We start from the raw sequence: 22,762 nt of genomic DNA on the forward strand, positions 1-22,762 counted from the left end.
TGTCCTCGAAAGTGCCCGGTGAAGGGCGCCTCTTGAAGGGGCAGGGGGCCTCATGAAGAGGGGGACACCGTTTCCGGTGTCCCCCTCAGGGCTGCTAGTCGCGCGCCGCGGTCAGATGCTCGGCGTGTTCCTGGAGCGAGCGCACGCCCACGTCGCCGTGGTTGAGCGCGTCGATGCCCTGGACGGCGGCGGCGAGCGCCTGCACCGTCGTCAGGCACGGGACCGAGCGGGCCACGGCCGCCGTGCGGATCTCGTAGCCGTCGAGACGGCCGCCGGTGCCGTACGGCGTGTTGACGATGAGGTCGACCTCGCCGTCGTGGATGAGCTGGACGATGGTCTTCTCGCCGTTCGGGCCCTCGCCCTCGCTCTGCTTGCGCACGACCGTGGCGTTGATGCCGTTGCGCTTGAGCACCTCGGCCGTGCCGGAGGTGGCCATCAGCTCGAAGCCGTGGGCGACGAGTTCCCGCGCCGGGAAGATCATCGAGCGCTTGTCGCGGTTGGCGACCGAGATGAAGGCGCGGCCCTTGGTGGGCAGCGGGCCGTAGGCGCCGGCCTGCGACTTGGCGTACGCGGTGCCGAACACCGAGTCGATGCCCATGACCTCGCCGGTGGAGCGCATCTCCGGGCCGAGCACCGTGTCGACGCCGCGGCCGTGGATGTCGCGGAAGCGCGACCACGGCATGACGGCCTCCTTGACGGAGATCGGCGCGTCGAGCGGCAGCGTTCCGCCGTCGCCGTTCGCCGGGAGCAGGCCCTCGGCGCGCAGCTCGGCGACGGTCGCGCCCAGCGAGATGCGGGCGGCGGCCTTCGCGAGCGGCACCGCGGTCGCCTTCGAGGTGAAGGGGACGGTGCGCGAGGCACGCGGGTTGGCTTCGAGGACGTAGAGGATGTCGCCGGCCATCGCGAACTGGATGTTGATCAGGCCGCGGACGCCGACGCCCTTGGCGATGGCCTCGGTCGAGGCGCGCAGCCGCTTGATGTCGAACCCGCCGAGGGTGATCGGCGGCAGCGCGCACGCCGAGTCGCCGGAGTGGATGCCGGCCTCCTCGATGTGCTCCATGACGCCGCCGAGGTAGAGCTCCTCGCCGTCGTACAGCGCGTCGACGTCGATCTCGATCGCGTCGTCGAGGAACCGGTCGACCAGGACCGGCCGGGAGGGGCTGATCTCGGTGGACTCGGCGATGTAGGAGGCCAGCCGGGTCTCGTCGTAGACGATCTCCATGCCGCGTCCGCCGAGGACGTACGAGGGGCGCACCAGGACGGGGTAGCCGATCTCGTCGGCGATGGCCTTGGCCTCGGTGAAGGTGGTGGCGGTGCCGTGCTTGGGAGCCGGCAGACCCGCCTCCGCGAGGACGCGTCCGAAGGCGCCGCGGTCCTCGGCGGCGTGGATCGCCTCGGGCGGGGTGCCCACGATCGGCACGCCGTTGTCCTTCAGCGCCTGCGCGAGGCCGAGCGGCGTCTGGCCGCCGAGCTGCACGATCACACCGGCGACCGGACCGGCCAGGGACTCCGCGTGCACGATCTCCAGCACGTCTTCCAGCGTGAGCGGCTCGAAGTACAGGCGGTCGGAGGTGTCGTAGTCCGTGGAGACGGTCTCGGGGTTGCAGTTGACCATCACGGTCTCGTAGCCCGCGTCGCTGAGCGCGAAGGAGGCGTGGACGCAGGAGTAGTCGAACTCGATGCCCTGGCCGATGCGGTTCGGGCCGGAGCCCAGGATGATCACCGCGGGCTTCTCGCGGGGCGCGACCTCGGTCTCCTCGTCGTAGGAGGAGTAGAAGTACGGCGTGTTCGCGGCGAACTCGGCGGCGCAGGTGTCGACCGTCTTGTAGACCGGGCGCACGCCCAGCGCGTGCCGCACCTCGCGGACGACGTCCTCGCGCAGCCCGCGGATCTCGGCGATCTGCGTGTCGGAGAAGCCGTGCCGCTTGGCCTCGGCGAGCAGCTCGGGGTAGAGCTTGTCGGCGGCGGCCAGCTCGTCCGCGATCTCCTTGATCAGGAACAGCTGGTCGACGAACCACGGGTCGATCTTCGTGGACTCGAAGACCTCCTCCTGCGTGGCGCCCGCGCGGATGGCCTGCATGACGGTGTTGATGCGGCCGTCGGTGGGCCGGACGGCCTCGCGCAGCAGCTCGGCCTTGTCGCCGGGCTCGCCGACGAAGGTGAACTGGCTGCCCTTCTTCTCCAGCGAGCGCAGCGCCTTCTGCAGCGCCTCGGTGAAGTTGCGGCCGATCGCCATGGCCTCGCCGACCGACTTCATGGTGGTCGTGAGGGTGGAGTCGGCGGAGGGGAACTTCTCGAAGGCGAAGCGCGGGGCCTTCACGACGACGTAGTCGAGGGTCGGCTCGAAGGACGCCGGGGTCTTCTCGGTGATGTCGTTCGGGATCTCGTCGAGCGTGTAGCCGACGGCGAGCTTGGCCGCGATCTTGGCGATGGGGAAGCCGGTCGCCTTGGAGGCGAGCGCTGAGGACCGCGAGACGCGCGGGTTCATCTCGATGACGATGATGCGGCCGTCGTCGGGGTTGACGGCGAACTGGATGTTGCAGCCGCCGGTGTCGACGCCGACCTCGCGGATGATCGCGATGCCGATGTCGCGCAGCCGCTGGTACTCGCGGTCGGTCAGCGTCATGGACGGGGCGACGGTGATGGAGTCGCCGGTGTGGACGCCCATCGGGTCGAAGTTCTCGATGGAGCAGACGACCACGACGTTGTCGTTCCTGTCGCGCATCAGCTCCAGCTCGTACTCCTTCCAGCCGAGGATGGACTCCTCCAGGAGCACCTCGGTGGTCGGGGAGAGCGTGAGGCCCTGGCCGGCGATGCGGCGCAGCTCCTCCTCGTCGTGCGCGAAGCCGGAGCCGGCGCCGCCCATGGTGAAGGAGGGGCGGACGACGACGGGGTAGCCGCCGAGCGTGTCGACGCCCCCGATCACGTCGTCCATGGTGTGGCAGATGACGGACCGGGCGGACTCGCCGTGGCCGATCTTCTCGCGCACGGCCTCGACGACGCCCTTGAAGAGGTCGCGGTCCTCGCCCTTGTTGATCGCCTCGATGTTGGCGCCGATGAGCTCGACGCCGTACTTCTCCAGCACACCCTGCTCGTGCATGGAGATCGCGGTGTTGAGGGCCGTCTGGCCGCCGAGGGTCGGCAGCAGGACGTCGGGGCGCTCCTTGGCGATGATCTTCTCGACGAACTCGGGGGTGATCGGCTCGACGTAGGTGGCGTCGGCGATCTCCGGGTCGGTCATGATCGTCGCCGGGTTGGAGTTGACGAGGATGACCCGCAGGCCCTCGGCGCGCAGGACGCGGCACGCCTGGGTGCCGGAGTAGTCGAACTCGGCGGCCTGGCCGATGACGATCGGGCCGGAGCCGATGACCAGGACGGACTGGATATCGGTGCGCTTAGGCACGCTGGCCCTCCATCAGAGCTGTTTCCATCAAAGACGTGAAGCGGTCGAACAGGTAGGCGGCGTCGTGCGGGCCGGCTGCCGCTTCGGGGTGGTACTGGACGCTGAAGGCCGGCTGGTCGAGCAGGTGGAGGCCCTCCACCACGTTGTCGTTGAGGCAGACGTGGGAGACCTCGGCGCGGCCGTAGGGGGTCTCGGAGACCTTGTCGAGCGGGGCGTCGACGGCGAAGCCGTGGTTGTGCGCGGTCACCTCGACCTTGCCGGTCGTACGGTCCTGCACGGGCTGGTTGATGCCGCGGTGGCCGTACTTCAGCTTGTACGTGCCGAAGCCGAGGGCCCGGCCGAGGATCTGGTTGCCGAAGCAGATGCCGAAGAGCGGGGTCTTGCGGGCGAGGACTTCCTGCATGACGGCGACGGGACCGTCGGCGGTCGCCGGGTCACCGGGGCCGTTGGAGAAGAAGACGCCGTCCGGGTTCACGGCGTAGATGTCCTCGGCGGTGGCCGTCGCGGGCAGCACGTGCACCTCGATGCCGCGTTCGGCCATCCGGTGCGGGGTCATGCCCTTGATGCCCAGGTCGACGGCGGCGACGGTGAACTTCTTCGTGCCGATCGCGGGGACGACGTACGTCTCCTTGGTGGCGACCTCGGCGGCGAGGTTCGCGCCCTTCATCTCGGGCGCCTGGCGCACCTCGGCGAGCATGGTGCCCGCGTCGGGCAGCGCGTTGCCGGAGAAGATGCCGACGCGCATGGCGCCGCGCTCCCGCAGGTGGCGGGTGAGGGCGCGGGTGTCGATGCCGCTGATGCCGACGACGCCCTGGTTGCGCAGTTCCTCGTCCAGGGAGCGCCGGGAGCGCCAGTTGGAGGGCACGCGCGCGGGGTCGCGGACGACGTATCCGGCGACCCAGATCCGCTGCGACTCGGGGTCCTCGTCGTTGACGCCGGTGTTGCCGACGTGCGGGGCGGTCATCACGACGACCTGGCGGTGGTACGACGGGTCGGTGAGGGTCTCCTGGTAGCCGGTCATGCCGGTGGAGAACACCGCTTCGCCGAAGGTCTCCCCCACGGCCCCGTAGGAACGGCCGCGGAAGACCCGGCCGTCCTCCAGGACGAGTACGGCGGGAAGCGCCTTTTCCTTCTGTGAGGCGTTCCCCTGAGTGGAGGTCGTCATCGTGCGCCTTCCGTTTCCGTCTTGTTGATCATGTCGTTCAGGGTGTCGGCCCATTCGTTGTGCTCGGCCGCGCGGTCCGAACGGAATCCGGAGTCGAGGAGCCTGTCGCCGTGCGCCCAGGTGACGACGAGGAGTCCGCCCTCGGTGAGGACCTTGCCCGCGATGCCCTTGTCGAGCCGGGCCTCGCGCAGCTGCGAGACCGGGATGAAGAAATCGCCGGCTCCGGGGCGTACGACGTCCAGTCCCGCGTCCGTCAGGGTGAGCTCGGCCCGGCTGCGGGTGCCCAGGCCGTGCGCCACGATGCGGTCGAGCCACTGCCCGGCGGTGGTGGAGCCGTGGTAGCGGCCGCTCATGCTCAGTCTCGCCGGACCGGGGTCTTCCGGCGCGTCGGGAAGCTCGGGCAGGTCGCCCTGGAGGGTGCCGCGCCACTTCCAGCCCTCGCGCATCAGCCAGTAGACGAGCGCGACGAAGAGCGCGAGGCCGACGAGCCAGCCGATCCGGGCGGACCAGTCGGTCACTTCCGCGGACTTCTGTGCGGCGGCGATGGAGAGGAGAGGTGTCACGCGAGCTTCCCGTCGACGAGGGTGGCCTTGCCCCGCAGCCAGGTGTGGGTGACCCGGCCCGGCAGCTCACGGCCCTCGTAGGGGGTGTTGCGGCTGCGCGAGGCGAAGCCAGCGGGGTCCACCGCCCCACGGTATGCGGTGTCGACGAGCGTGAGGTTGGCGGGCTCACCTGCCGAGACGGGACGTCCGTGGCCGGTGGCCCGGCCGATCGCGGCGGGCTTCACGGACATGCGGTCGGCGACGCCGGCCCAGTCGAGCAGTCCCGTCTCGACCATCGTCTGCTGGACGACGGACAGCGCGGTCTCCAGGCCGACCATGCCCATGGCGGCGGCGGCCCACTCGCAGTCCTTGTCCTCGTGCGGGTGCGGCGCGTGGTCGGTGGCGACGATGTCGATCGTGCCGTCGGCGAGGGCCTCACGCAGCGCCATGACGTCCCGCTCGGTGCGCAGCGGCGGGTTGACCTTGTAGACCGGGTTGTACGACCGCACCAGTTCGTCGGTGAGGAGCAGGTGGTGCGGGGTGACCTCGGCGGTGACGTCGATGCCGCGGGACTTGGCCCAGCGGACGATCTCGACGGAACCGGCGGTCGACAGGTGGCAGATGTGGACGCGGGAGCCGACGTGCTCGGCGAGCAGGACGTCCCGGGCGATGATCGACTCCTCGGCCACCGCGGGCCAGCCGCCGAGACCGAGCTCGGCGGAGACGACGCCCTCGTTCATCTGGGCGCCCTCGGTGAGGCGGGGCTCCTGGGCGTGCTGGGCGACGACACCGCCGAAGGCCTTCACGTACTCCAGCGCGCGGCGCATGATCACCGCGTCGTCGACGCACTTGCCGTCGTCGGAGAAGACCGTGACACCGGCGGCGGACTCGTGCATCGCGCCCAGCTCGGCGAGCTTCTTGCCCTCCAGGCCGACGGTGACTGCGCCGATGGGCTGCACATCGCAATAACCGTGCTCCCGGCCGAGCCGGTAGACCTGCTCGACCACACCGGCGGTGTCGGCGACCGGGAAGGTGTTGGCCATGGCGAACACGGCCGTGAAGCCGCCGCTCGCCGCGGCACGGGTGCCGGTCAGCACGGTCTCGGAGTCCTCGCGGCCGGGCTCGCGCAGATGGGTGTGCAGGTCGACCAGGCCCGGCAGCAGCACCTTGCCGTCGGCCTCGACGACCTCCGCGCCCTCGGCGGACAGCCCGGCGCCGACGGCCTCGATGACCTCGCCGTCGATCAGGACGTCCTGCGGCTCGCCGCCGAGCACCCTCGCACCACGGATAAGGATCTTGCTCATGTTCTTACTTCTCCTCGGTACGGGTGTGGGTGACGGCGGGTTCGTTGCCGCCCAGGAGCAGGTACAGGACGGCCATGCGGATGGAGACACCGTTGGCGACCTGCTCGACGACGGTGCAGCGCTCGGAGTCGGCGACCTCCGCGGTGATCTCCATGCCGCGGACCATCGGACCGGGGTGCATCACGATGGCGTGCTCCGGCATTTTCGCCATGCGGTCGCCGTCGAGCCCGTAGCGACGCGAGTACTCGCGCTCGGTGGGGAAGAACGCCGCGTTCATCCGCTCGCGCTGCACGCGCAGCATCATCACGGCGTCGGACTTGGAGAGGGTGCTGTCGAGGTCGTACGAGATCTCGCAGGGCCAGCTCTCCACGCCGACCGGCACCAGGGTGGGCGGCGCGACGAGGGTGACCTCGGCCCCGAGGGTGTGCAGCAGGTCGACGTTGGAGCGGGCGACGCGGCTGTGCAGGACGTCGCCGACGATCGTGATGCGCTTGCCGGCCAGGTCCTGGCCGATCCCGGCGTCCCGGCCGACGAGCCGGCGGCGCATGGTGAAGGCGTCGAGCAGGGCCTGCGTGGGGTGCTGGTGGGTGCCGTCGCCCGCGTTGATGACGACGGCGTCGATCCAGTCCGAGGTGGCCAGGCGGTACGGGGCGCCGGAGGCGCCGTGCCGGATGACGACGGCGTCGACACCCATCGCCTCCAGGGTCTGGGCGGTGTCCTTGAGGGACTCGCCCTTGGAGACGCTCGACCCCTTGGCGGTGAAGTTGATGACGTCCGCGGAGAGGCGCTTCTCGGCGGCCTCGAAGGAGATCCGGGTGCGGGTCGAGTCCTCGAAGAAGAGGTTGACGATCGTGCGGCCGCGCAGGGTCGGCAGTTTCTTGATCGGCCGGTCGGCGACCCGGGCCATCTCCTCGGCGGTGTCGAGGATCAGGACGGCGTCGTCGCGGGTGAGGTCGGCGGCCGAGATGAGATGACGCTGCATCTGTCAGGCTCCGTAGGGAAGTTCAGGGAGGATTCGGACATGCGGGCGCGCGGGAGCGCACGTCGCGGCACGGGCCGGAGTGCTACTGGCGCTCGCCCGGGGAGGTCCGCTTGGCACCGAGCAGCACGGTGTCGCGACCGTCCTCCTCGGCGAGCTGGACCTTGACCGTCTCCCGCAACGACGTGGGGAGGTTCTTGCCGACGTAGTCGGCGCGGATGGGCAGTTCGCGGTGGCCCCGGTCGACGAGGACCGCGAGCTGCACGGCGCGCGGCCGGCCGATGTCGTTCAGCGCGTCGAGCGCGGCGCGGATGGTGCGGCCGGAGAAGAGCACGTCGTCGACGAGGACGACGAGGCGGCCGTCGATGCCGTCACCGGGGATCTCGGTGCGGGCCAGCGCACGGGGCGGGTGCATGCGCAGGTCATCGCGGTACATGGTGATGTCGAGGGAGCCGACCGGGATCTTGCGGTCGGTGATCTCCTCGAGCTTGTCGGCCAGCCTGCGGGCCAGAAACACACCCCGGGTCGGAATGCCGAGGAGCACCACGTCGTCGGCGCCCTTGGCGCGTTCGACGATCTCGTGGGCGATGCGGGTCAGCACCCGCGCGATGTCGGGCGCCTCCAGAACGGGCCGCGCATCGGCTTCGTACTGCTGCTTGTCGTGCTCGGTGTCCATAAGAAACGGACCTCCTTCTCCGCCTCACGGGACGGATCATTAAAGGACGTCGGATTTGCGCCATCAACGGTACCAGCCCGGCAACGGACCTGATCACCCCCCTTTGAGCCACCCCCGGTGACCCCGGTGCGGGACCGGTCGAAAATCCTTCGGCTTGACGGGGGAGAGTAACGCTGCGTAACCTCACAGTGAGTCACCAGCCGCGCGGCGGAGCCGCACGTTGATACAGCGTCCGGGGAGCTATATGTCCAGCGAATACGCCAAACAACTCGGGGCCAAGCTCCGCGCCATCCGCACCCAGCAGGGCCTTTCCCTCCATGGCGTGGAGGAGAAGTCGCAGGGCCGCTGGAAGGCGGTCGTGGTCGGTTCGTACGAGCGCGGCGACCGCGCCGTCACCGTACAGCGTCTCGCCGAGCTGGCGGACTTCTACGGGGTTCCGGTCCAGGAGCTGCTGCCCGGGACCACTCCGGGCGGGGCCGCCGAGCCGCCGCCGAAGCTGGTTCTCGACCTCGAGCGGCTCGCGCACGTGCCGGCCGAGAAGGCGGGCCCGCTCCAGCGCTACGCGGCGACGATCCAGTCGCAGCGCGGCGACTACAACGGCAAGGTGCTGTCGATCCGCCAGGACGACCTGCGCACCCTCGCCGTGATCTACGACCAGTCCCCCTCGGTCCTGACCGAGCAGCTGATCAGCTGGGGCGTCCTGGACGCGGACGCGCGCCGCGCGGTCGCCCACGACGAGGGCTGAATCCCTTAGGACAGCTCAGCAGAAACGTGCCGCCGGGGTGGCCGGAACCTGATGGTTCCGGCCACCCCGGCGGCCGTCTGCGGGCCTGAGGAGTCGTCGGGGTACACGAACGCCGGAGGGCCCGCAGCGTGATCGCTGCGGGCCCTCCGGCGTTCCGTACGCCCCCTTGGGGCCGTACGGCTACGGCGGTTGCTGCTGCCGGTCAGTCCTCGTCGCGGCGGAGCGACGGCTTCAGGTCCTTCAGCCGGCCCAGCAGGCCGTTCACGAACGAGGGCGACTCGTCCGTGGAGAACTCCTTCGCCAGCTGGACCGCCTCGTCGAGCACCACGGCGTCCGGGGTCTCGTCGACCCAGATCAGCTCGTAGGCACCGAGGCGCAGGATGTTGCGGTCGACGACCGGCATCCTGTCCAGCGTCCAGCCGACGGCGTACTGCGCGAGCAGGTCGTCGATCCGCCGCGTCTTGGTGGCGTAGCCCTCGACCAGCTCCATCGTGTATTCGCTGACCGGCGGCTGCCGGGTGTCAGACCGGGAGTGCCGGATCCAGTCCGCGAGGACCGTCAGTACGTCCACACCGCGCTGGTCGCCCTCGAAGAGGATCTGGAAGGCGCGCTTGCGGGCCGTGTTGCGGGCAGCCACGGTTAGCTGTTCACCCGGCCGAGGTAGTCACTGCTGCGGGTGTCGACCTTGATCTTCTCACCGGTGGTGATGAAGAGGGGGACCTGGATCTGGTGACCGGTCTCCAGGGTGGCGGGCTTGGTGCCACCGGTGGAACGGTCGCCCTGGACACCCGGCTCGGTCTCCTGGATGACCAGCTCGACGGCGGCGGGCAGCTCGACGAAGAGCACCTCGCCCTCGTGCTGGGCGACGGTGGCCGTGAAGCCCTCGATCAGGAAGTTGGCGGCATCGCCGACGGACTTGCGGTCGACCATGAGCTGGTCGTACGTGTCCATGTCCATGAAGACGAAGTACTCGCCGTCCATGTACGAGAACTGCATGTCGCGCTTGTCGATCGTGGCCGTCTCGACCTTGACGCCGGCGTTGAACGTCTTGTCGACGACCTTGCCGGAAAGCACGTTCTTCAGCTTGGTGCGCACGAAGGCCGGGCCCTTGCCGGGCTTGACGTGCTGGAACTCGACGACGGACCAGAGCTGGCCTCCGTCGAGCTTGAGCACCAGGCCGTTCTTGAGGTCGTTCGTGGAAGCCACGGTTGCGGAATCTCCTGGACTGACGTGGACGACCCCGGCGCACGCGCACAGCTGCGAGAGCTAGAGCGCGAGCAGCTCCTTGGTCGTGATGGTGAGTAGCTCGGGTCCGCCGTCCGCCTCAGGGCGTACGACGAGCGTGTCATCGATCCTGACACCGCCCCGGCCCGGAAGGTGGACCCCCGGTTCGACGGTGACCGGCACGCAAGCGTCCAGTTTACCCATGGCCGCGGGGGCAAGCTGCGGGTCCTCGTCGATTTCGAGCCCGACCCCGTGTCCCGTCAGGGGCGGAAGGCCTTCGGTATGGCCTCCGGCGTCCAGTACCTGACGGGCCGCGCGGTCCACGTCCCGGTAGGCGGCGCCGGGTGCCAGCGCCTCCCGGCCGGCGCGCTGGGCGGCGAAGACGAGGTCGTACAGCTCGATCTGCCAGCCGGCCGGCGAGGTGCCGATCACGAACGTACGACCGATCTCACAGCGGTAGCCGCGGTAGGTCGCACCGAGACAGACGGAGAGGAAGTCGCCCTCCTCGACACGCCGGTCACTGGGCCGGTGGCCGCGGCGTCCCGAGTTCGGGCCGGTGCCGACCGAGGTCGCGAAGGCCGGTCCGTCGGCGCCGTGGTCGACGAGCCGGCGCTCCAGTTCCAGGGCGAGATGGCGTTCCGTGCGGCCGACGAGAATGGATTCGAGGAGTTCGCCGAGCGCCTGGTCGGCGATCTCGGCGCCGATCCGCAGCGCGGAGATCTCCTCCTCGTCCTTGATCACGCGCAGCTGCTCCACCGCGCCGCCCAGGTCGTCCAGGCGCAAGCGCGGCGCGACCGAGCCGAGGGCGCGGTGCCGGGTCACGGTCAGGTGGTGTTCCTCGACCGCGAGGGAATCGGCGCCCTGATCGGCCGCCAGTCCTGCGGCGGCGACGGCCGGATCACCTCCGGCACGCGGCAGCACCCTGACGTCCAGCGCCTCGTCGGGGCGCCCTTCCATGGCTTCGCCGGACGGCGGGCCGGCGCACAGCAGCATGTCCTCGTCGCTGCCGAGCAGCAGCACCGCGCCGGGCGGCGCGGCGCCGGCGAGATACCTCACGTTGGCGGGACGGGTGACGAGCGCTGTCGCGCTGCCGCCCGCCGTACAACGCTCCCGGAGCCGCTCTCTGCGGGTCGCGTACACCTCTGGCATGACCCGAGCCTACGAGCGGTGGCCGGATGTCGCCGGTTCAGAGGGCCGGACGGGTAGGTCCGGCGCCGGACGGACGGCCACGGAGCCGCGGGCCGGACCCTTTCAGCACCGCGGCGGGCCGGATCCTTTCACGACCGCGCGGCGGGCCGAACCCTTTCTTCACTTCGGCGGGCCGGACCCTTTCACCACTGCGGCGGGCTGGCGATCGAGCGTGCCAGGACGTCGTCCAGGACGCGGGCCGTGGCCGCCACGTCGAGCTGGGAGTTGTCGATGATCGGGAGCCCGGAGCCGTACCAGCCCGCCATGCGGCCGTGGATGCGCGCGACCTCCTCGTCGCTGAGCCTGCGGTTCCCCGAGCGCTCCGCGTTGCGCTCGAGGACCACTTCCAGGCCCGGCAGGAGCACGACCGGCAGCAGCCCGGGGCCCACGTGCCGCTTCCAGCCGCCGAGGCCGACGACCGGCCGGTCCGGGAAGACGGCGTCGTCGAGGATGCACGAGATGCCGTTGGCCAGGAAATTGCGGGCGGCGAAGCCGCAGGTTCGGCGGGCGAGACGATACTGCGCCTCGGAATGGTCGTTCCAGCCCGACTGCGGGTCGGCGAAGCCCGAGCGCACCCATTCGCGTACGTCGTCGAGGCTGATGTGGGCCGTGGGTACCCGGCGGTGGTCGGCCCAGTACTTGGCGACGCTGGTCTTCCCGGCGCCCGCGGGCCCGATGAGCAGGACCGCGAGCGTGGTCGCCGCCGGGTCGGGCGCGCCCGTGGCGGGCGGCAGGCTCGGCATGGCCACCGACACACCCGGAGGCAGCCGCACATGCCCGGTGGTGTCCGGCGCGGGCGGCACCGGCGGGTGCTGCGGAGGCTGCGCCGACGGATGCTGCGGCTGCACCGACGGGTGCTGCGGAGGCTGCTGGGGCATCTGATGCGGTGGCAGATGATGCTGCGGCACCTGGGCGGGTGGGGCGCCGGGCGGCACCGGCGCTCCGGAGAAGCCCGGAGCGGGCGCGGGGCCCTGCTGCCCCGGGTACTGTCCGGCCGGCGACCATCCGGCGGCCGGCCCTTGCCCCGGCTGGTGGGGCGGCGGCAGCGGAGCCCCCACTGCGTGCTGCATCCGGTGCCACTCCGTCTCGTACAGGCGATGTGCGCTGGCGGACGGGACGCCGGTCCCGTCGCTACCGAACGGTACCTTCCCCGGCCGCCGTTGTGTGAACGGCCGGGGACCGTGCGAAGTGCCCGGTGAGGAGAGGCAAAACGGGCTGAGCAGGTGTTCTTCGGACCTTACGTCGTCGCCGGGCGCCGCCCGTTACTCGCCGACCTCGCCGTAGGCCGCGAGCAGGACGGCCGGATCCGGGCCCTCCAGGACGGTCGGCTTGGCCAGCCCGTCGAGGACGATGAAGCGCAGCAGGTCGCCGCGGGACTTCTTGTCGACCTTCATGTTCTCCACGAGTTTGGGCCACTGGTCGTAGCGGTAGCTGAGCGGGAGACCGACGGACTGAAGGATCGTGCGGTGCCGGTCGGCGGTCGCGTCGTCCAGCCGGCCCGCGAGGCGGCCGAGTTCGGCGGCGAAGTGCATGCCGACGGAGACGGCCGCGCCGTGGCGCCATTTGTAGCGCTCGTTCTTCTCGATGGCGTGCGCGAGGGTGTGGCCGTAGTTGAGGATCTCGCGCAGCCCCGACTCCTTGAGGTCGCCGGAGACGACCTCGGCCTTGACCTTGACGGAGCGTTCGATCAGCTCGGCGGTGTGCGGGCCCGCGGGCGTCCGGGCCGCTTCCGGGTCGGACTCGATGAGTTCCAGGATCGCCGGGTCGGCGATGAAGCCGGCCTTGATGATCTCCGCGAGTCCGGAGACGTAGTCGTTGACCGGCAGCGAGTCCAGCGCGGCCAGGTCGCACAGCACGCCCGCGGGCGGGTGGAAGGCGCCGACGAGGTTCTTGCCCTCGGCGGTATTGATGCCGGTCTTGCCGCCGACCGCCGCGTCGACCATGGCGAGCACGGTGGTGGGGACGGCGATCCAGCGGACCCCGCGCAGCCAGGTCGCGGCCACGAATCCGGCGAGGTCGGTGGTGGCGCCTCCGCCGACGCCGACGATGACGTCGGTGCGGGTGAAGCCGGACTGGCCCAGCGCCTTCCAGCAGTAGGCCGCGACCTCGGCGGTCTTGGCCTCCTCGGCGTTCGGCACCTGGATGGCGACGGTCTCGAAGCCCTGCTCCGCCAGGTCGGCGCGCAGCGCCTCACCGGTGTCGGCGAGCGCCTCGGGGTGAATCACCGCGACACGCTTGGCCTTGCTGCCGATCAGCCCGCCCAGCTCACCGAGGAGCTGACGGCCGATCAGGACCTCGTAGGGGTCGGTGCCCGCGGTGCCGCCGACCTGGACACGGGTCACTGCCTCGCTCATGCTTCCTTCAACTCCAGTGCGTCGAGGACCCCTTGGGCGACCTCATCGGGGGTGCGGCCGTCGGTCGCCACGACCGCGCGGGCGACTTCGGTGTACAGGTGGCGGCGTGCCTCCATCAGCTCGCGCCACTGTCGGCGGGGGTTGACGGCGAGCAGCGGCCGGGCTGCGTTCAGGCCGGTGCGCTGCACCGCCTCCTCGACGTCCATGGAGAGATAGACGACCTGGTGGCCGGCGAGCAGCGCCCGGGTGTCGGCGTCGAGGATCGAACCGCCGCCCAGCGCCAGGACACCCTCGTGCCCGGCGAGCGCCTCGCGCACCGCCCGCTTCTCGATCGCGCGGAAGGCCGTCTCGCCCTCGTCGAGGAAGATGTCGGCGATCGTGCGGCCCTCGGCGGCCACGATGTCGTCGTCCGTGTCCCGGTAGGCGCAGCCGAGCCGCTCGGCGACGAGCGCGCCCACCGTGGACTTGCCGACCCCCATAGGTCCGACCAGGACCAGCCGTGGGGCGGTCACCGGATGGCCAGGTTCTCGAGGTACGAGCGGACGTTGCGGCGGGTCTCGGTCACGCTGTCGCCGCCGAACTTCTCGGCCACCGCGTCCGCCAGCACGAGGGCGACCATGGCCTCGGCGACGATGCCGGCGGCCGGCACCGCGGAGACGTCGGAGCGCTGGTGGTGGGCCTTGGCGGCCTCGCCGGTGGCGACGTCGATGGTGGCCAGCGCGCGCGGCACGGTGGCGATCGGCTTCATCGCGGCACGCACCCGCAGCAGTTCACCGGTGCTCAGACCGCCCTCGGTGCCGCCGGCGCGGCCGGAGACACGGCGGATGCCCTCGGGGGTGTTGACGATCTCGTCGTGGGCCTGGGAGCCGGGCACCCGGGCCAGTTCGAAGCCGTCGCCGATCTCGACGCCCTTGATCGCCTGGATGCCCATCAGGGCACCGGCCAGCCGGGCGTCCAGCTTGCGGTCCCAGTGAACGTGCGAGCCAAGCCCCACCGGAACGCCGTAGGCGAGTACCTCGACGACGCCGCCGAGGGTGTCGCCGTCCTTGTGGGCCTGGTCGACCTCGGCGACCATCGCCTTCGAGGTGTCGGCGTCCAGGCAGCGCAGCGGGTCCGCGTCGAGCTTCTCGACGTCGGCCGGGGTGGGGTAGACACCCTGCGGGGCCTTCACGGCGCAGAGTTCGACGACGTGGGAGACGATCTCGATCCCGGCCGTCTCCTTCAGATACGAGCGGGCCACCGCGCCCAGCGCCACGCGGGCCGCGGTCTCCCGGGCCGAGGCGCGCTCCAGGATCGGGCGGGCCTCGTCGAAGCCGTACTTCTGCATCCCGGCCAGATCCGCGTGACCGGGCCGCGGCCGGGTCAGCGGGGCGTTGCGGGCCAGACCGTCGAGAATCTCCCGGTCCACCGGGTCGGCCGCCATCACCTGGTCCCACTTGGGCCATTCGGTGTTGCCGACCATGACCGCGACCGGCGAGCCGAGGGTGAGACCGTGCCGGACACCACCCAGGAAGGTGACCTCGTCACGCTCGAACTTCATCCGCGCACCACGGCCATAGCCCAGCCGGCGCCGCGCCAGATGGTCACCGACCATCTCCGTCGTGATCGGCACGCCGGCGGGAAGACCCTCCAGCGTCGCGACAAGTGCGGGACCGTGGGACTCCCCAGCGGTCAGCCAGCGCAACCTGCTCAACGGTGCTCCTCATGCTCGCGCCCTGTACTGCTGCTGCGTACACGTGTCCTCGCGTACGGCGACGGCGCGACCGGGTGCGCGGCCCAGGCCCGCCATGTCCGATCCTCCCACGTCCGGAGGCGGGAACCGGCCGCAAGTCCATCAGGCGGGACGGCCGGGCACGGACGGCGGGCTCAGTGCGTCGCGTTCTGCCCTTGACTCTGCCCCTGGCCCGGAGCGTAGGAACCGAGGAAGTCGGCACCGCTGGGCCCGCTCTGCGTCGGGGTCGGGGTCGGCGGGAGCTGGTTCTGCGGGTCCTGCTGGTTCTGGTTCTGGTTCTGCTGCGGGGCGTACGCGCCCAGGTAGTCCGCGCCGCGTCCCTGCCCGTGCCGCGCCGCGGCGTGCACGGGCACACCCGCCCGCACGGCACGCCAGTACTGGATCTTGCGCGTGAGCTTCAGGATCCACGAGCCGAGGACGGCGAGCACGATCAGCGCGAGCACCGTGACCTGCACCCAGTCGGGCATGAACTTCAGGACGAGCTCGACGATCTCGCCCTTGCCGGACGCCAGTGGCACCCCGGTGGACACGCTGGTCATGTACCTGACTCCCCCTACCCCGTGCTCCGCTCCCTGCGGAACTCAGCGGATCCTAGCGGGAAGCGAGCGCGTGTTCCCCGGCTTTTCTCATGGCACCCAGAGGGGCCGGGTGCCGCCCGGTCATCTGCTCCACCTGGAGCACCGCCTGGTGCACGAGCAGATCCAGTCCGCCGACCACCGCTCCGCCGTACGCGGACCAGCGCGCGGCGAGGTCGGTCGGCCAGGGGTCGTACAGCACGTCGAAGAGAGTCGTGGGGCGCCCCGGTACGGCGGCGGCCAGCGCGTCCGTGGTCCCGGCCGGCGTCGTGGCGATCACCAGCGGCGCCCGCAGCGCCTGTTCGGCGTCGCCCCAGTCCTCGGTGCGCACCTCGACGCCGAGGCGCTCGCCCCACTGCCGCATCTCGGCGGCCCGCTCCCGGCTTCGTACGTACGCGACGACCTCACCGGTGCAGATCCGGGCGAGGGCGGCCAGTGCCGACGAAGCGGTGGCGCCGGCGCCGAGAACGGCGGCCGAGTCGACCTGCTCGATCCCCCGCTCGCGCAGCGCGGCGACCATCCCGGGGATGTCGGTGTTGTCGCCGACGCGCCGCCCGTCCTCGGTGAACACGACGGTGTTGACGGCCTCGACGGAGGCGGCCGTCTCGGTGATCTCGTCGAGCAGCGGCATGACGGCCCGCTTGAGCGGCATCGTCAGCGACAGCCCGGCCCACTCCGGTCCGAGGCCCTCGACGAAGGCCGGCAGCGCCGCCTCGTCGATCTCGAAGCGGTCGTACGTCCACGCGCCGAGGCCCAGTTCCCGGTACGCGGCGCGGTGCAGCACCGGCGAGAGGGAGTGCGCGATCGGCGAACCGAGCACGGCAGCCCGGCGAGCGTCAGTTGCCCGAGCTGGCATTGAACTTGTCCTTGAGTTTCTCGAACTGGGCCAGCGTCTTGGCGAATTCCGTATTGTTCTGACCGTCGGTCGCCACGAAATACATCCAGCCGTCCTTCGTGGGGTTGAACACCGCCCTGAAGGCGTCGTCGCCCGGATTGCCGATCGGACCGGGCGGCAGACCCCTGTGGTAATACGTGTTGTACGGGTCCGGATTGCTGTTGATCTCGGACTCGCCGATGTTGATCTTGCTCTGGCCCTTCAGGTAATTGAAGGTCGAGTCGAACTGCAGCTTCTGGTTGGTCTCGGTGTTGGTGCTCTTCAGACGGTTGTAGACGACCTCGGCCATCTTGCGGTAGTCGTCGTGCGTCTTGCCCTCGGCCTGGACCAGGCTCGCGACCGTGACCACCTGAAGGGGATTGTCGAGCTTGAGCGCCTTCGCCTTCGCCACGAGCCCCAACGCCGTGTACCTCTTGTTGGCCTGCGCGACCATGCTCTTCAGCACGACCTCGGGCTTCATGCCCTTGGCGGCGGGATACGTGAGCGGATAGAGGAACCCCTCCAAGGGGTCTTTTATGTCCTTTTCGCTGTTCGCCCAGCTCGGCAGCCCGAGGGTCTTGTACTTCTTCTTCGCGACGGCGCTCGTCGTGCCCTTGGCGAGTCCGAGCTTTTCGTCGATCTTCGCGTACACCTGGACGTTGCGGGCGCCGGGAGGCACGACCACATTGTTCTGGCTCTTGGGGTCGAGCATCAGCGCGACGGCGCTCTTGGCCGACATCCCCTTGCGCAGAATATAGGCGCCCGCCTGGATCGACTTGCCCTTGGGATTCTCCGCCTGAGCGGACACGAACGCGTCCACGCTCTTGACGACACCGGCCGCTTTGAGCTTCTGGCCGATCACATAACCGACCTCGCCCTTGGAAATCTCGACGGGGACTTGCCCCGAACCCTCGCCCGCGAAGTCGGGAGCCGCGCTGAAACGATTCTGGTAGTACTGGTACCCGAAATACCCGGCTCCGGCGATACCGCCGCCGAAGACCATGACGACCACCAGACAGGCGAAACCGTTGCGGCGCTTCTTGCCCTTGCCGCCACCGCGCTCCTTGCGGTCCCCGCGGCCCCGGCGCTTCTTCGGGTCGTCGTCGTCCTCGTCGAGGTCGTCCTCGTCGTCGTCGCCGCCGGCGAAGAAGGCGTGCTCGCCCTGGTCCGGTCCCGGGTCCCAGTCCGGCTCGGGGTCGGGCTCGGCACGGCGCCGGGCGGGCGGCTCGGGCGGCGGATAGGCGTCCGGGGTGTTGTAGCCGTCGGGCTGCTCAGCCGTGTACTGGCCCGCGTAGGGGTCTGCGGGGTCGGCCGCGTACGGCACCTGGGACTGCGCGCCGGTGCCGTTGTCCGCGTACTGCTGCTGCCCCTGGTTCGGGTACTGCTGCCCGCCCTGGGTGTCGTACTGCTGCTGCCCCTGGCCCGGGTACTGCTGCTGCCCCTGGTTCGGGTACTGCTGCTGCCCCTGACCGTCGAACTGCTGCTGCCCCTGGCCCGGGTACTGCTGCTGACCCTGGTTCGGGTACTGCTGCCCGCCCTGGGTGTCGTACTGCTGCTGACCCTGGCCCGGGTACTGCTGCTGACCCTGGTTCGGGTACTGCTGCTGCCCCTGGAACTGCTGGTCCTGGTACTGCTGCTGGCCCGGGTACTGACCGTGCTGGCCCTGCGGCGGGTACTGCTGGCCCTGGTACTGCTGACCCTGGCCCCAGTCGCCCTGCTGCGGATAATGCTGCGGCTGGCCGCCGTCGTAGGCGGACTGGCCGTCGGCGGCCTGCCCGCCCCATCCGCCGTCCCCGTACAACGGGTCCTCCGGATGCCACGGTTCGGAGCCAGAGCCCCGGCCATACTCAGTCATCGATCCCCTACGAGCCGCGAGCCGGCAACGGCCGGCTCCTATGGCCCGGCTCCCGTCCGCCTCTTTACTGTGCGACGGCTGTTCGAACACCACCGCATCGGGCGGAACGTTACCGTATCGCGATCACATGACCACTTCGACGCCCTCGCCGGGCGACTTGCCTGACACCCGTTCGGATTCCAGGGCTTGCTGAAGGATGACGACGGCTGCCGCCTGGTCGATCACGGACCGGCCCTTCTTCGACTTCACGCCCGAGGCGCGCAAGCCCTGACTGGCCGTGACCGTGGTCATCCTCTCATCCACGAGCCGTACCGGAACAGGAGCAATCCCTTCCGCGAGCTCCTGGGCGAAAGCACGGACCTTGACCGCGGCGGGACCCTCGCCCCCCTTGAGGGAGCGAGGGAGTCCGACGACGACCTCGATCGGCTCGTACTCCTCGACGAGCTGCCGCAACCGGCGGTGGGCGGCCGGGACGTCACGTCCCGGGACCGTCTCCACCGGTGTCGCCAGGATCCCGTCGGGGTCGCACGAGGCGACCCCGATCCGGGCGTCCCCGACGTCGATCGCGAGCCGACGTCCTCTGCGCATGTCCGCGGCCCTTACTTGGCCGTCTCGGCGACGAGGCGCTGCACCGCGTCGATGGCGTCGCCGACGGCGGCGGGGTTCTGGCCACCGCCCTGGGCGACGTCCGGCTTGCCGCCACCGCCGCCACCGAGGGTCTTGGCGGCGGCCCGGACCAGCTCGCCGGCCTTGAGGCCGCGCTCACGGGCGGCCTCGTTGGTGGCGATGACCGTCAGCGGCTTGCCGCCCGACAGGGTGAACAGGGCCACGACGGCGGCCCGTCCGCCCTGGATGCGGCCGCGCACGTCGAGGACCAGCTTGCGCAGGTCGTCGGCGCCCGTGCCGTCCGGGACCTGACCGGTGACCAGGGCCACTCCGTTGACGTCCTTGGCGGACTCGACGAGACCGGCGGCGGCCTGGAGGACCTTCTCCGCGCGGAACCTCTCGATCTCCTTCTCGGCGTCCTTCAGCTTGCCGAGCATGGCGGAGATCTTCTCCGGAAGCTCCTCCGGGCGGCCCTTGACCAGTTCCTGGAGCTGGGCGACGACCGTGTGCTCACGGGCCAGGAAGTTGTACGCGTCGACGCCGACCAGGGCCTCGATGCGTCGCACGCCGGAGCCGATGGACGACTCGCCGAGCAGCTTGACCAGGCCGAGCTGGGAGGTGTTGTGCACGTGGGTGCCGCCGCACAGCTCCTTGGAGAAGTCGCCGATGGTCACGACGCGGACGCGCTCGCCGTACTTCTCGCCGAACTCGGCGATGGCGCCCTGCTTCTTCGCCTCGTCCAGGCTCAGGATCTCGGCGTGCACGTCCAGGTCCCGGGCGAGCACCTCGTTGATCTGCTGCTCGACGTCGGTCATCACGGCCGTCGGGACGGCGGACGGGGAGCCGAAGTCGAAGCGGAAGCGGCCGGGCTGGTTCTCGGAACCGGCCTGGGCGGCCGTCGGGCCGAGGGCGTCGCGCAGCGCCTGGTGCGTCAGGTGGGTGGCCGAGTGGGCGCGGGCGATGGCCGTACGACGGCGTACGTCGATGGCGGCCTGGGCCTTGGCGCCTACGGTGACCTCGCCGACCTGGACGACGCCCTTGTGGACGTACACGCCCGGGACGGGCTTCTGGCAGTCGCGGATCTCGATGACGGCACCGGTGTCGACCCGGATGCGGCCCGTGTCACCGATCTGGCCGCCGCCCTCGGCGTAGAACGGGGTGCGGTCGAGGACGATCTCGACCTCGTCGCCCTCGGTGGCGGCCGGGGAGGAGACGCCGTCGACGAGGATGCCGACGACCGTCGACTCGACCTCGGTGCGGTCGTAGCCGATGAAGTCGGTCTCGCCGGCGGCGTCGGCGATCTGACGGTAGGCGCCGAGGTCGGCGTGGCCGGACTTCTTGGCCCGGGCGTCGGCCTTGGCCTTGTCCCGCTGCTCCTTCATGAGCCGGCGGAAGCCGTCCTCGTCCACCGAGAGGCCCTGTTCGGCGGCCATCTCGAGGGTGAGGTCGATCGGGAAGCCCCAGGTGTCGTGGAGCAGGAACGCCTTGTCGCCGGCGAGGACCGTGCCGCCGGTCTCCTTGGTGTCGGTGATGGCCGTGTCGAGGATGTTCGTGCCGGCCTTCAGCGTCTTGAGGAAGGCGGCCTCCTCGGCGAGGGCCACGGTCTCGATCCGCTGCCGGTCGCTGACCAGGTCCGGGTACTGCTGGCCCATCATCTCGATGACGACGTCGACGAGGTCCTTGACGACCGGACCGGTGGCGCCGAGCAGCCTCATGTTGCGGATGGCGCGGCGCATGATGCGGCGCAGCACATAGCCGCGGCCCTCGTTGCCGGGGCTCACGCCGTCGCCGATGAGCATCACGGAGGTGCGCATGTGGTCGGTGACCACGCGCAGCGACACGTCGGACTCCGGGGCGGCGCCGTACGCGACCCCGGTCAGTTCGGTGGCCTTCTTGATGACGGCCATCGAGGTGTCGATCTCGTACAGGTTCTGCACGTCCTGCAGGATCATCGCGAGGCGTTCCAGGCCGAGGCCCGTGTCGATGTTCTTGCTGGGCAGGTCGCCGAGGATCTCGAAGTCCTCCTTCGAGGTGCCCTCGCCGCGCTCGTACTGCATGAAGACCAGGTTCCAGATCTCCACGTACCGCTCGTCGTTGACGGCCGGGCCGCCCTCGACGCCGAACTCGGGGCCGCGGTCGTAGTTGATCTCGGAACACGGGCCGCAGGGGCCGGGAACGCCCATGGACCAGTAGTTGTCCTTCTTGCCGAGGCGCTGGATGCGCTCGGCCGGGACGCCGATCTTGTCGCGCCAGATGGTCTCGGCCTCGTCGTCGTCGAGGTAGACCGTGATCCACAGGCGCTCCGGGTCGAGCCCGTAACCACCCTTGTCCTGGGGCGTGGTGAGCAGCTCCCAGGCGTAGGTGATGGCACCTTCCTTGAAGTAGTCACCGAAGGAGAAGTTGCCGCACATCTGGAAGAACGTGCCGTGCCGCGTGGTCTTGCCGACCTCTTCGATGTCGGGCGTGCGCACGCACTTCTGCACGCTGGTGGCGCGCGCCCAGGGAGCCTTGACCTCACCGAGGAAGTACGGCTTGAAGGGGACCATGCCGGCGGGGACCAGGAGCAGAGTCGGGTCGTCCGCGATGAGCGACGCCGAAGGGACGACGGTGTGACCGCGCTCCTCGTAGAAGCTCAACCAGCGGCGGCGGATTTCAGCCGACTCCATCAGTGGTCCTCATTCCGGTTGTACGAGTACGTCGTGTTGTCGATGTACTTGATCTGCTTGTTGTCGCCCGACTGCTCGCCGCCGATCGCGGCGATGCGGCGCTGCGTGGGCAGTTCGGGATCCGGGTGCGCGTTCAGACCGAGCACCTCGCCGAGTTCGGCCTCTCGCTGGGCCATCCCGTCGCGGACGTCGAGGGCGAACTCCTTGAGCCGGTGGCCCGCGTCGATCGCCTTGTTCGCGGCCTGTGCCGCGAGGCTCTCGGGGGTCAGCTTCTTGAGCTTGCGGTTGACCTTGGTGGTGGCCCATACACCCGCGGCTGCGCCCGCGGTGAACCAGAACGTACGGCGGAACATCGCTGCGTCAGTCCTTCTTCCGCTTTCCCCGCCGCGCGGACGGGACGGTGCGGCCCACGATCACGGTACGCCGGGACGCTTTGTCGGGCACATTCTCACGACGGCCTCCGATGGCCCGGCGCACGCCGTACCCGAACGCCGCGACCTTGACCAGCGGGCCGCCGAACGTGGAGGCGACGGTCGTCGACAGCGCCGAGGCGTTCGACGTGACCTCCTGGACGTCCGACGCGATGGCGTCGACCCGGTCGATCTGCGTCTGCGCGGAGCGCACCGCCGCCGAGGCGTCGGCCAGGAGCGGGACGGCCTGGTCGGTCACGTCCGCCACGAGCTTGGTGGTCGCCCTGAGCGTCTGGGCCAGCCTCACCAGCGCGACGGCGAGGAAGGAGACCAGGATCGCCCAGAAGACGGCCACCAGGATCCCGGCCACCTCACCACCGGACACTGTGCACCCGCTCCCTGACTGTGTGCCTGAACATCGAAAAGTCGTCACCCGAGCCTATCGCGCCGGGGCCGGGGCTCCG

General features: G+C 70.1%; 21 protein-coding genes. 1 reads left to right on the forward strand and 20 read right to left on the reverse strand.

Annotated features, from left to right (window positions below):
* Positions 1 to 94: 94 nt before the first annotated feature.
* From carB to pyrR, 6 genes are all read right to left on the reverse strand, one after another.
* Positions 95 to 3,403, reverse strand: a complete 3,309-nt coding sequence (gene carB / locus OG410_RS08765) for a carbamoyl-phosphate synthase large subunit (protein WP_329298596.1) — start codon at positions 3,401 to 3,403, stop codon at positions 95 to 97.
* Positions 3,396 to 4,568, reverse strand: a complete 1,173-nt coding sequence (carA, locus tag OG410_RS08770; RefSeq protein ID WP_329298597.1) for a glutamine-hydrolyzing carbamoyl-phosphate synthase small subunit — start codon at positions 4,566 to 4,568, stop codon at positions 3,396 to 3,398. Before carA ends, carB begins: the two co-directional genes overlap by 8 nt.
* A complete protein-coding gene (locus OG410_RS08775; protein WP_329298598.1) occupies positions 4,565 to 5,131 on the reverse strand; it encodes a PH-like domain-containing protein in 567 nt (188 codons plus the stop codon). The genes carA and OG410_RS08775 overlap by 4 nt, the downstream gene beginning before the upstream one ends.
* On the reverse strand, positions 5,128 to 6,414 hold the full coding sequence (locus tag OG410_RS08780) for a dihydroorotase (protein WP_329298599.1): 1,287 nt from the start codon (positions 6,412 to 6,414) through the stop codon (positions 5,128 to 5,130). Before OG410_RS08780 ends, OG410_RS08775 begins: the two co-directional genes overlap by 4 nt.
* Before the next feature lie 4 nt (positions 6,415 to 6,418).
* Complete coding sequence (locus OG410_RS08785) at positions 6,419 to 7,396, reverse strand: aspartate carbamoyltransferase catalytic subunit (RefSeq protein ID WP_329298600.1); 978 nt, start codon at positions 7,394 to 7,396, stop codon at positions 6,419 to 6,421.
* Between the two features lie 82 nt (positions 7,397 to 7,478).
* Positions 7,479 to 8,069 carry a bifunctional pyr operon transcriptional regulator/uracil phosphoribosyltransferase PyrR gene (pyrR, locus tag OG410_RS08790; protein ID WP_326788929.1) on the reverse strand — a complete coding sequence of 197 codons (591 nt, stop codon included), beginning with the start codon at positions 8,067 to 8,069 and terminating at the stop codon, positions 7,479 to 7,481.
* A 244-nt stretch (positions 8,070 to 8,313) separates the two neighbouring features.
* Here pyrR and bldD point away from each other — a divergent pair, with 244 nt between their 5' ends.
* On the forward strand, positions 8,314 to 8,814 hold the full coding sequence (gene bldD, locus OG410_RS08795; protein ID WP_037621142.1) for a transcriptional regulator BldD: 501 nt from the start codon (positions 8,314 to 8,316) through the stop codon (positions 8,812 to 8,814).
* A 202-nt stretch (positions 8,815 to 9,016) separates the two neighbouring features.
* On the opposite strand, the gene nusB is transcribed toward bldD, so the two are convergent.
* From nusB to OG410_RS08865, 14 genes are all read right to left on the reverse strand, one after another.
* Positions 9,017 to 9,451, reverse strand: a complete 435-nt coding sequence (gene nusB, locus OG410_RS08800) for a transcription antitermination factor NusB (protein WP_329298601.1) — start codon at positions 9,449 to 9,451, stop codon at positions 9,017 to 9,019.
* Between the two features lie 2 nt (positions 9,452 to 9,453).
* Positions 9,454 to 10,020, reverse strand: coding sequence for an elongation factor P (gene efp, locus OG410_RS08805; RefSeq protein WP_081223344.1), 567 nt, complete (start codon positions 10,018 to 10,020; stop codon positions 9,454 to 9,456).
* A 60-nt stretch (positions 10,021 to 10,080) separates the two neighbouring features.
* Positions 10,081 to 11,187 carry an aminopeptidase P family protein gene (locus OG410_RS08810; protein ID WP_329298602.1) on the reverse strand — a complete coding sequence of 369 codons (1,107 nt, stop codon included), beginning with the start codon at positions 11,185 to 11,187 and terminating at the stop codon, positions 10,081 to 10,083.
* A gap of 182 nt (positions 11,188 to 11,369) precedes the next feature.
* A complete protein-coding gene (locus OG410_RS08815) occupies positions 11,370 to 12,296 on the reverse strand; it encodes a Pro-rich N-terminal domain-containing protein (RefSeq protein ID WP_329298603.1) in 927 nt (308 codons plus the stop codon).
* Positions 12,297 to 12,488: 192 nt separating this feature from the next.
* Entirely contained in the window at positions 12,489 to 13,580 is a 1,092-nt protein-coding gene (gene aroB / locus OG410_RS08820; RefSeq protein WP_329298604.1) for a 3-dehydroquinate synthase, read from the reverse strand.
* Positions 13,577 to 14,059 (reverse strand): shikimate kinase, encoded by a 483-nt coding sequence (locus OG410_RS08825; RefSeq protein ID WP_329304062.1) that lies wholly within the window; start codon positions 14,057 to 14,059, stop codon positions 13,577 to 13,579. The genes aroB and OG410_RS08825 overlap by 4 nt, the downstream gene beginning before the upstream one ends.
* A gap of 29 nt (positions 14,060 to 14,088) precedes the next feature.
* Entirely contained in the window at positions 14,089 to 15,273 is a 1,185-nt protein-coding gene (aroC, locus tag OG410_RS08830) for a chorismate synthase (RefSeq protein WP_329298605.1), read from the reverse strand.
* 173 nt (positions 15,274 to 15,446) lie between these two features.
* Entirely contained in the window at positions 15,447 to 15,851 is a 405-nt protein-coding gene (locus OG410_RS08835) for a hypothetical protein (protein ID WP_329298606.1), read from the reverse strand.
* Between the two features lie 52 nt (positions 15,852 to 15,903).
* Positions 15,904 to 16,743 (reverse strand): shikimate dehydrogenase, encoded by an 840-nt coding sequence (locus tag OG410_RS08840; protein ID WP_329298607.1) that lies wholly within the window; start codon positions 16,741 to 16,743, stop codon positions 15,904 to 15,906.
* Complete coding sequence (gene mltG, locus OG410_RS08845; protein ID WP_329298608.1) at positions 16,724 to 18,616, reverse strand: endolytic transglycosylase MltG; 1,893 nt, start codon at positions 18,614 to 18,616, stop codon at positions 16,724 to 16,726. Before mltG ends, OG410_RS08840 begins: the two co-directional genes overlap by 20 nt.
* A gap of 123 nt (positions 18,617 to 18,739) precedes the next feature.
* Positions 18,740 to 19,204: a Holliday junction resolvase RuvX gene (gene ruvX, locus OG410_RS08850; protein WP_329298609.1), complete on the reverse strand. Its 465-nt coding sequence runs from the start codon at positions 19,202 to 19,204 to the stop codon at positions 18,740 to 18,742.
* 11 nt (positions 19,205 to 19,215) lie between these two features.
* Positions 19,216 to 21,888: an alanine--tRNA ligase gene (alaS, locus tag OG410_RS08855; RefSeq protein ID WP_329298610.1), complete on the reverse strand. Its 2,673-nt coding sequence runs from the start codon at positions 21,886 to 21,888 to the stop codon at positions 19,216 to 19,218.
* Positions 21,888 to 22,241, reverse strand: coding sequence for a DUF6167 family protein (locus OG410_RS08860; RefSeq protein ID WP_329298611.1), 354 nt, complete (start codon positions 22,239 to 22,241; stop codon positions 21,888 to 21,890). Before OG410_RS08860 ends, alaS begins: the two co-directional genes overlap by 1 nt.
* Before the next feature lie 7 nt (positions 22,242 to 22,248).
* Entirely contained in the window at positions 22,249 to 22,683 is a 435-nt protein-coding gene (locus tag OG410_RS08865) for a DUF948 domain-containing protein (RefSeq protein ID WP_261702773.1), read from the reverse strand.
* Positions 22,684 to 22,762: the final 79 nt, after the last annotated feature.

This window comes from Streptomyces sp. NBC_00659 (genome assembly GCF_036226925.1).
GTDB lineage: Bacteria > Actinomycetota > Actinomycetes > Streptomycetales > Streptomycetaceae > Streptomyces.

Excerpts from the sequence above, each read along its gene's own strand:
- carA (WP_329298597.1), bottom strand. The coding sequence starts at position 4,568 with ATGACGACCTCCACTCAGGGGAACGCCTCACAGAAGGAAAAGGCGCTT.
- OG410_RS08780 (WP_329298599.1), bottom strand. The coding sequence starts at position 6,414 with ATGAGCAAGATCCTTATCCGTGGTGCGAGGGTGCTCGGCGGCGAGCCG.
- OG410_RS08785 (WP_329298600.1), bottom strand. The coding sequence starts at position 7,396 with ATGCAGCGTCATCTCATCTCGGCCGCCGACCTCACCCGCGACGACGCC.
- pyrR (WP_326788929.1), bottom strand. The coding sequence starts at position 8,069 with ATGGACACCGAGCACGACAAGCAGCAGTACGAAGCCGATGCGCGGCCC.
- bldD (WP_037621142.1), top strand. The coding sequence starts at position 8,314 with ATGTCCAGCGAATACGCCAAACAACTCGGGGCCAAGCTCCGCGCCATC.
- OG410_RS08810 (WP_329298602.1), bottom strand. The coding sequence starts at position 11,187 with ATGCCAGAGGTGTACGCGACCCGCAGAGAGCGGCTCCGGGAGCGTTGT.
- OG410_RS08815 (WP_329298603.1), bottom strand. The coding sequence starts at position 12,296 with ATGCAGCACGCAGTGGGGGCTCCGCTGCCGCCGCCCCACCAGCCGGGG.
- aroB (WP_329298604.1), bottom strand. The coding sequence starts at position 13,580 with ATGAGCGAGGCAGTGACCCGTGTCCAGGTCGGCGGCACCGCGGGCACC.
- OG410_RS08825 (WP_329304062.1), bottom strand. The coding sequence starts at position 14,059 with ATGGGGGTCGGCAAGTCCACGGTGGGCGCGCTCGTCGCCGAGCGGCTC.
- OG410_RS08835 (WP_329298606.1), bottom strand. The coding sequence starts at position 15,851 with ATGACCAGCGTGTCCACCGGGGTGCCACTGGCGTCCGGCAAGGGCGAG.
- OG410_RS08840 (WP_329298607.1), bottom strand. The coding sequence starts at position 16,743 with ATGCCAGCTCGGGCAACTGACGCTCGCCGGGCTGCCGTGCTCGGTTCG.
- mltG (WP_329298608.1), bottom strand. The coding sequence starts at position 18,616 with ATGACTGAGTATGGCCGGGGCTCTGGCTCCGAACCGTGGCATCCGGAG.
- ruvX (WP_329298609.1), bottom strand. The coding sequence starts at position 19,204 with ATGCGCAGAGGACGTCGGCTCGCGATCGACGTCGGGGACGCCCGGATC.
- alaS (WP_329298610.1), bottom strand. The coding sequence starts at position 21,888 with ATGGAGTCGGCTGAAATCCGCCGCCGCTGGTTGAGCTTCTACGAGGAG.
- OG410_RS08860 (WP_329298611.1), bottom strand. The coding sequence starts at position 22,241 with ATGTTCCGCCGTACGTTCTGGTTCACCGCGGGCGCAGCCGCGGGTGTA.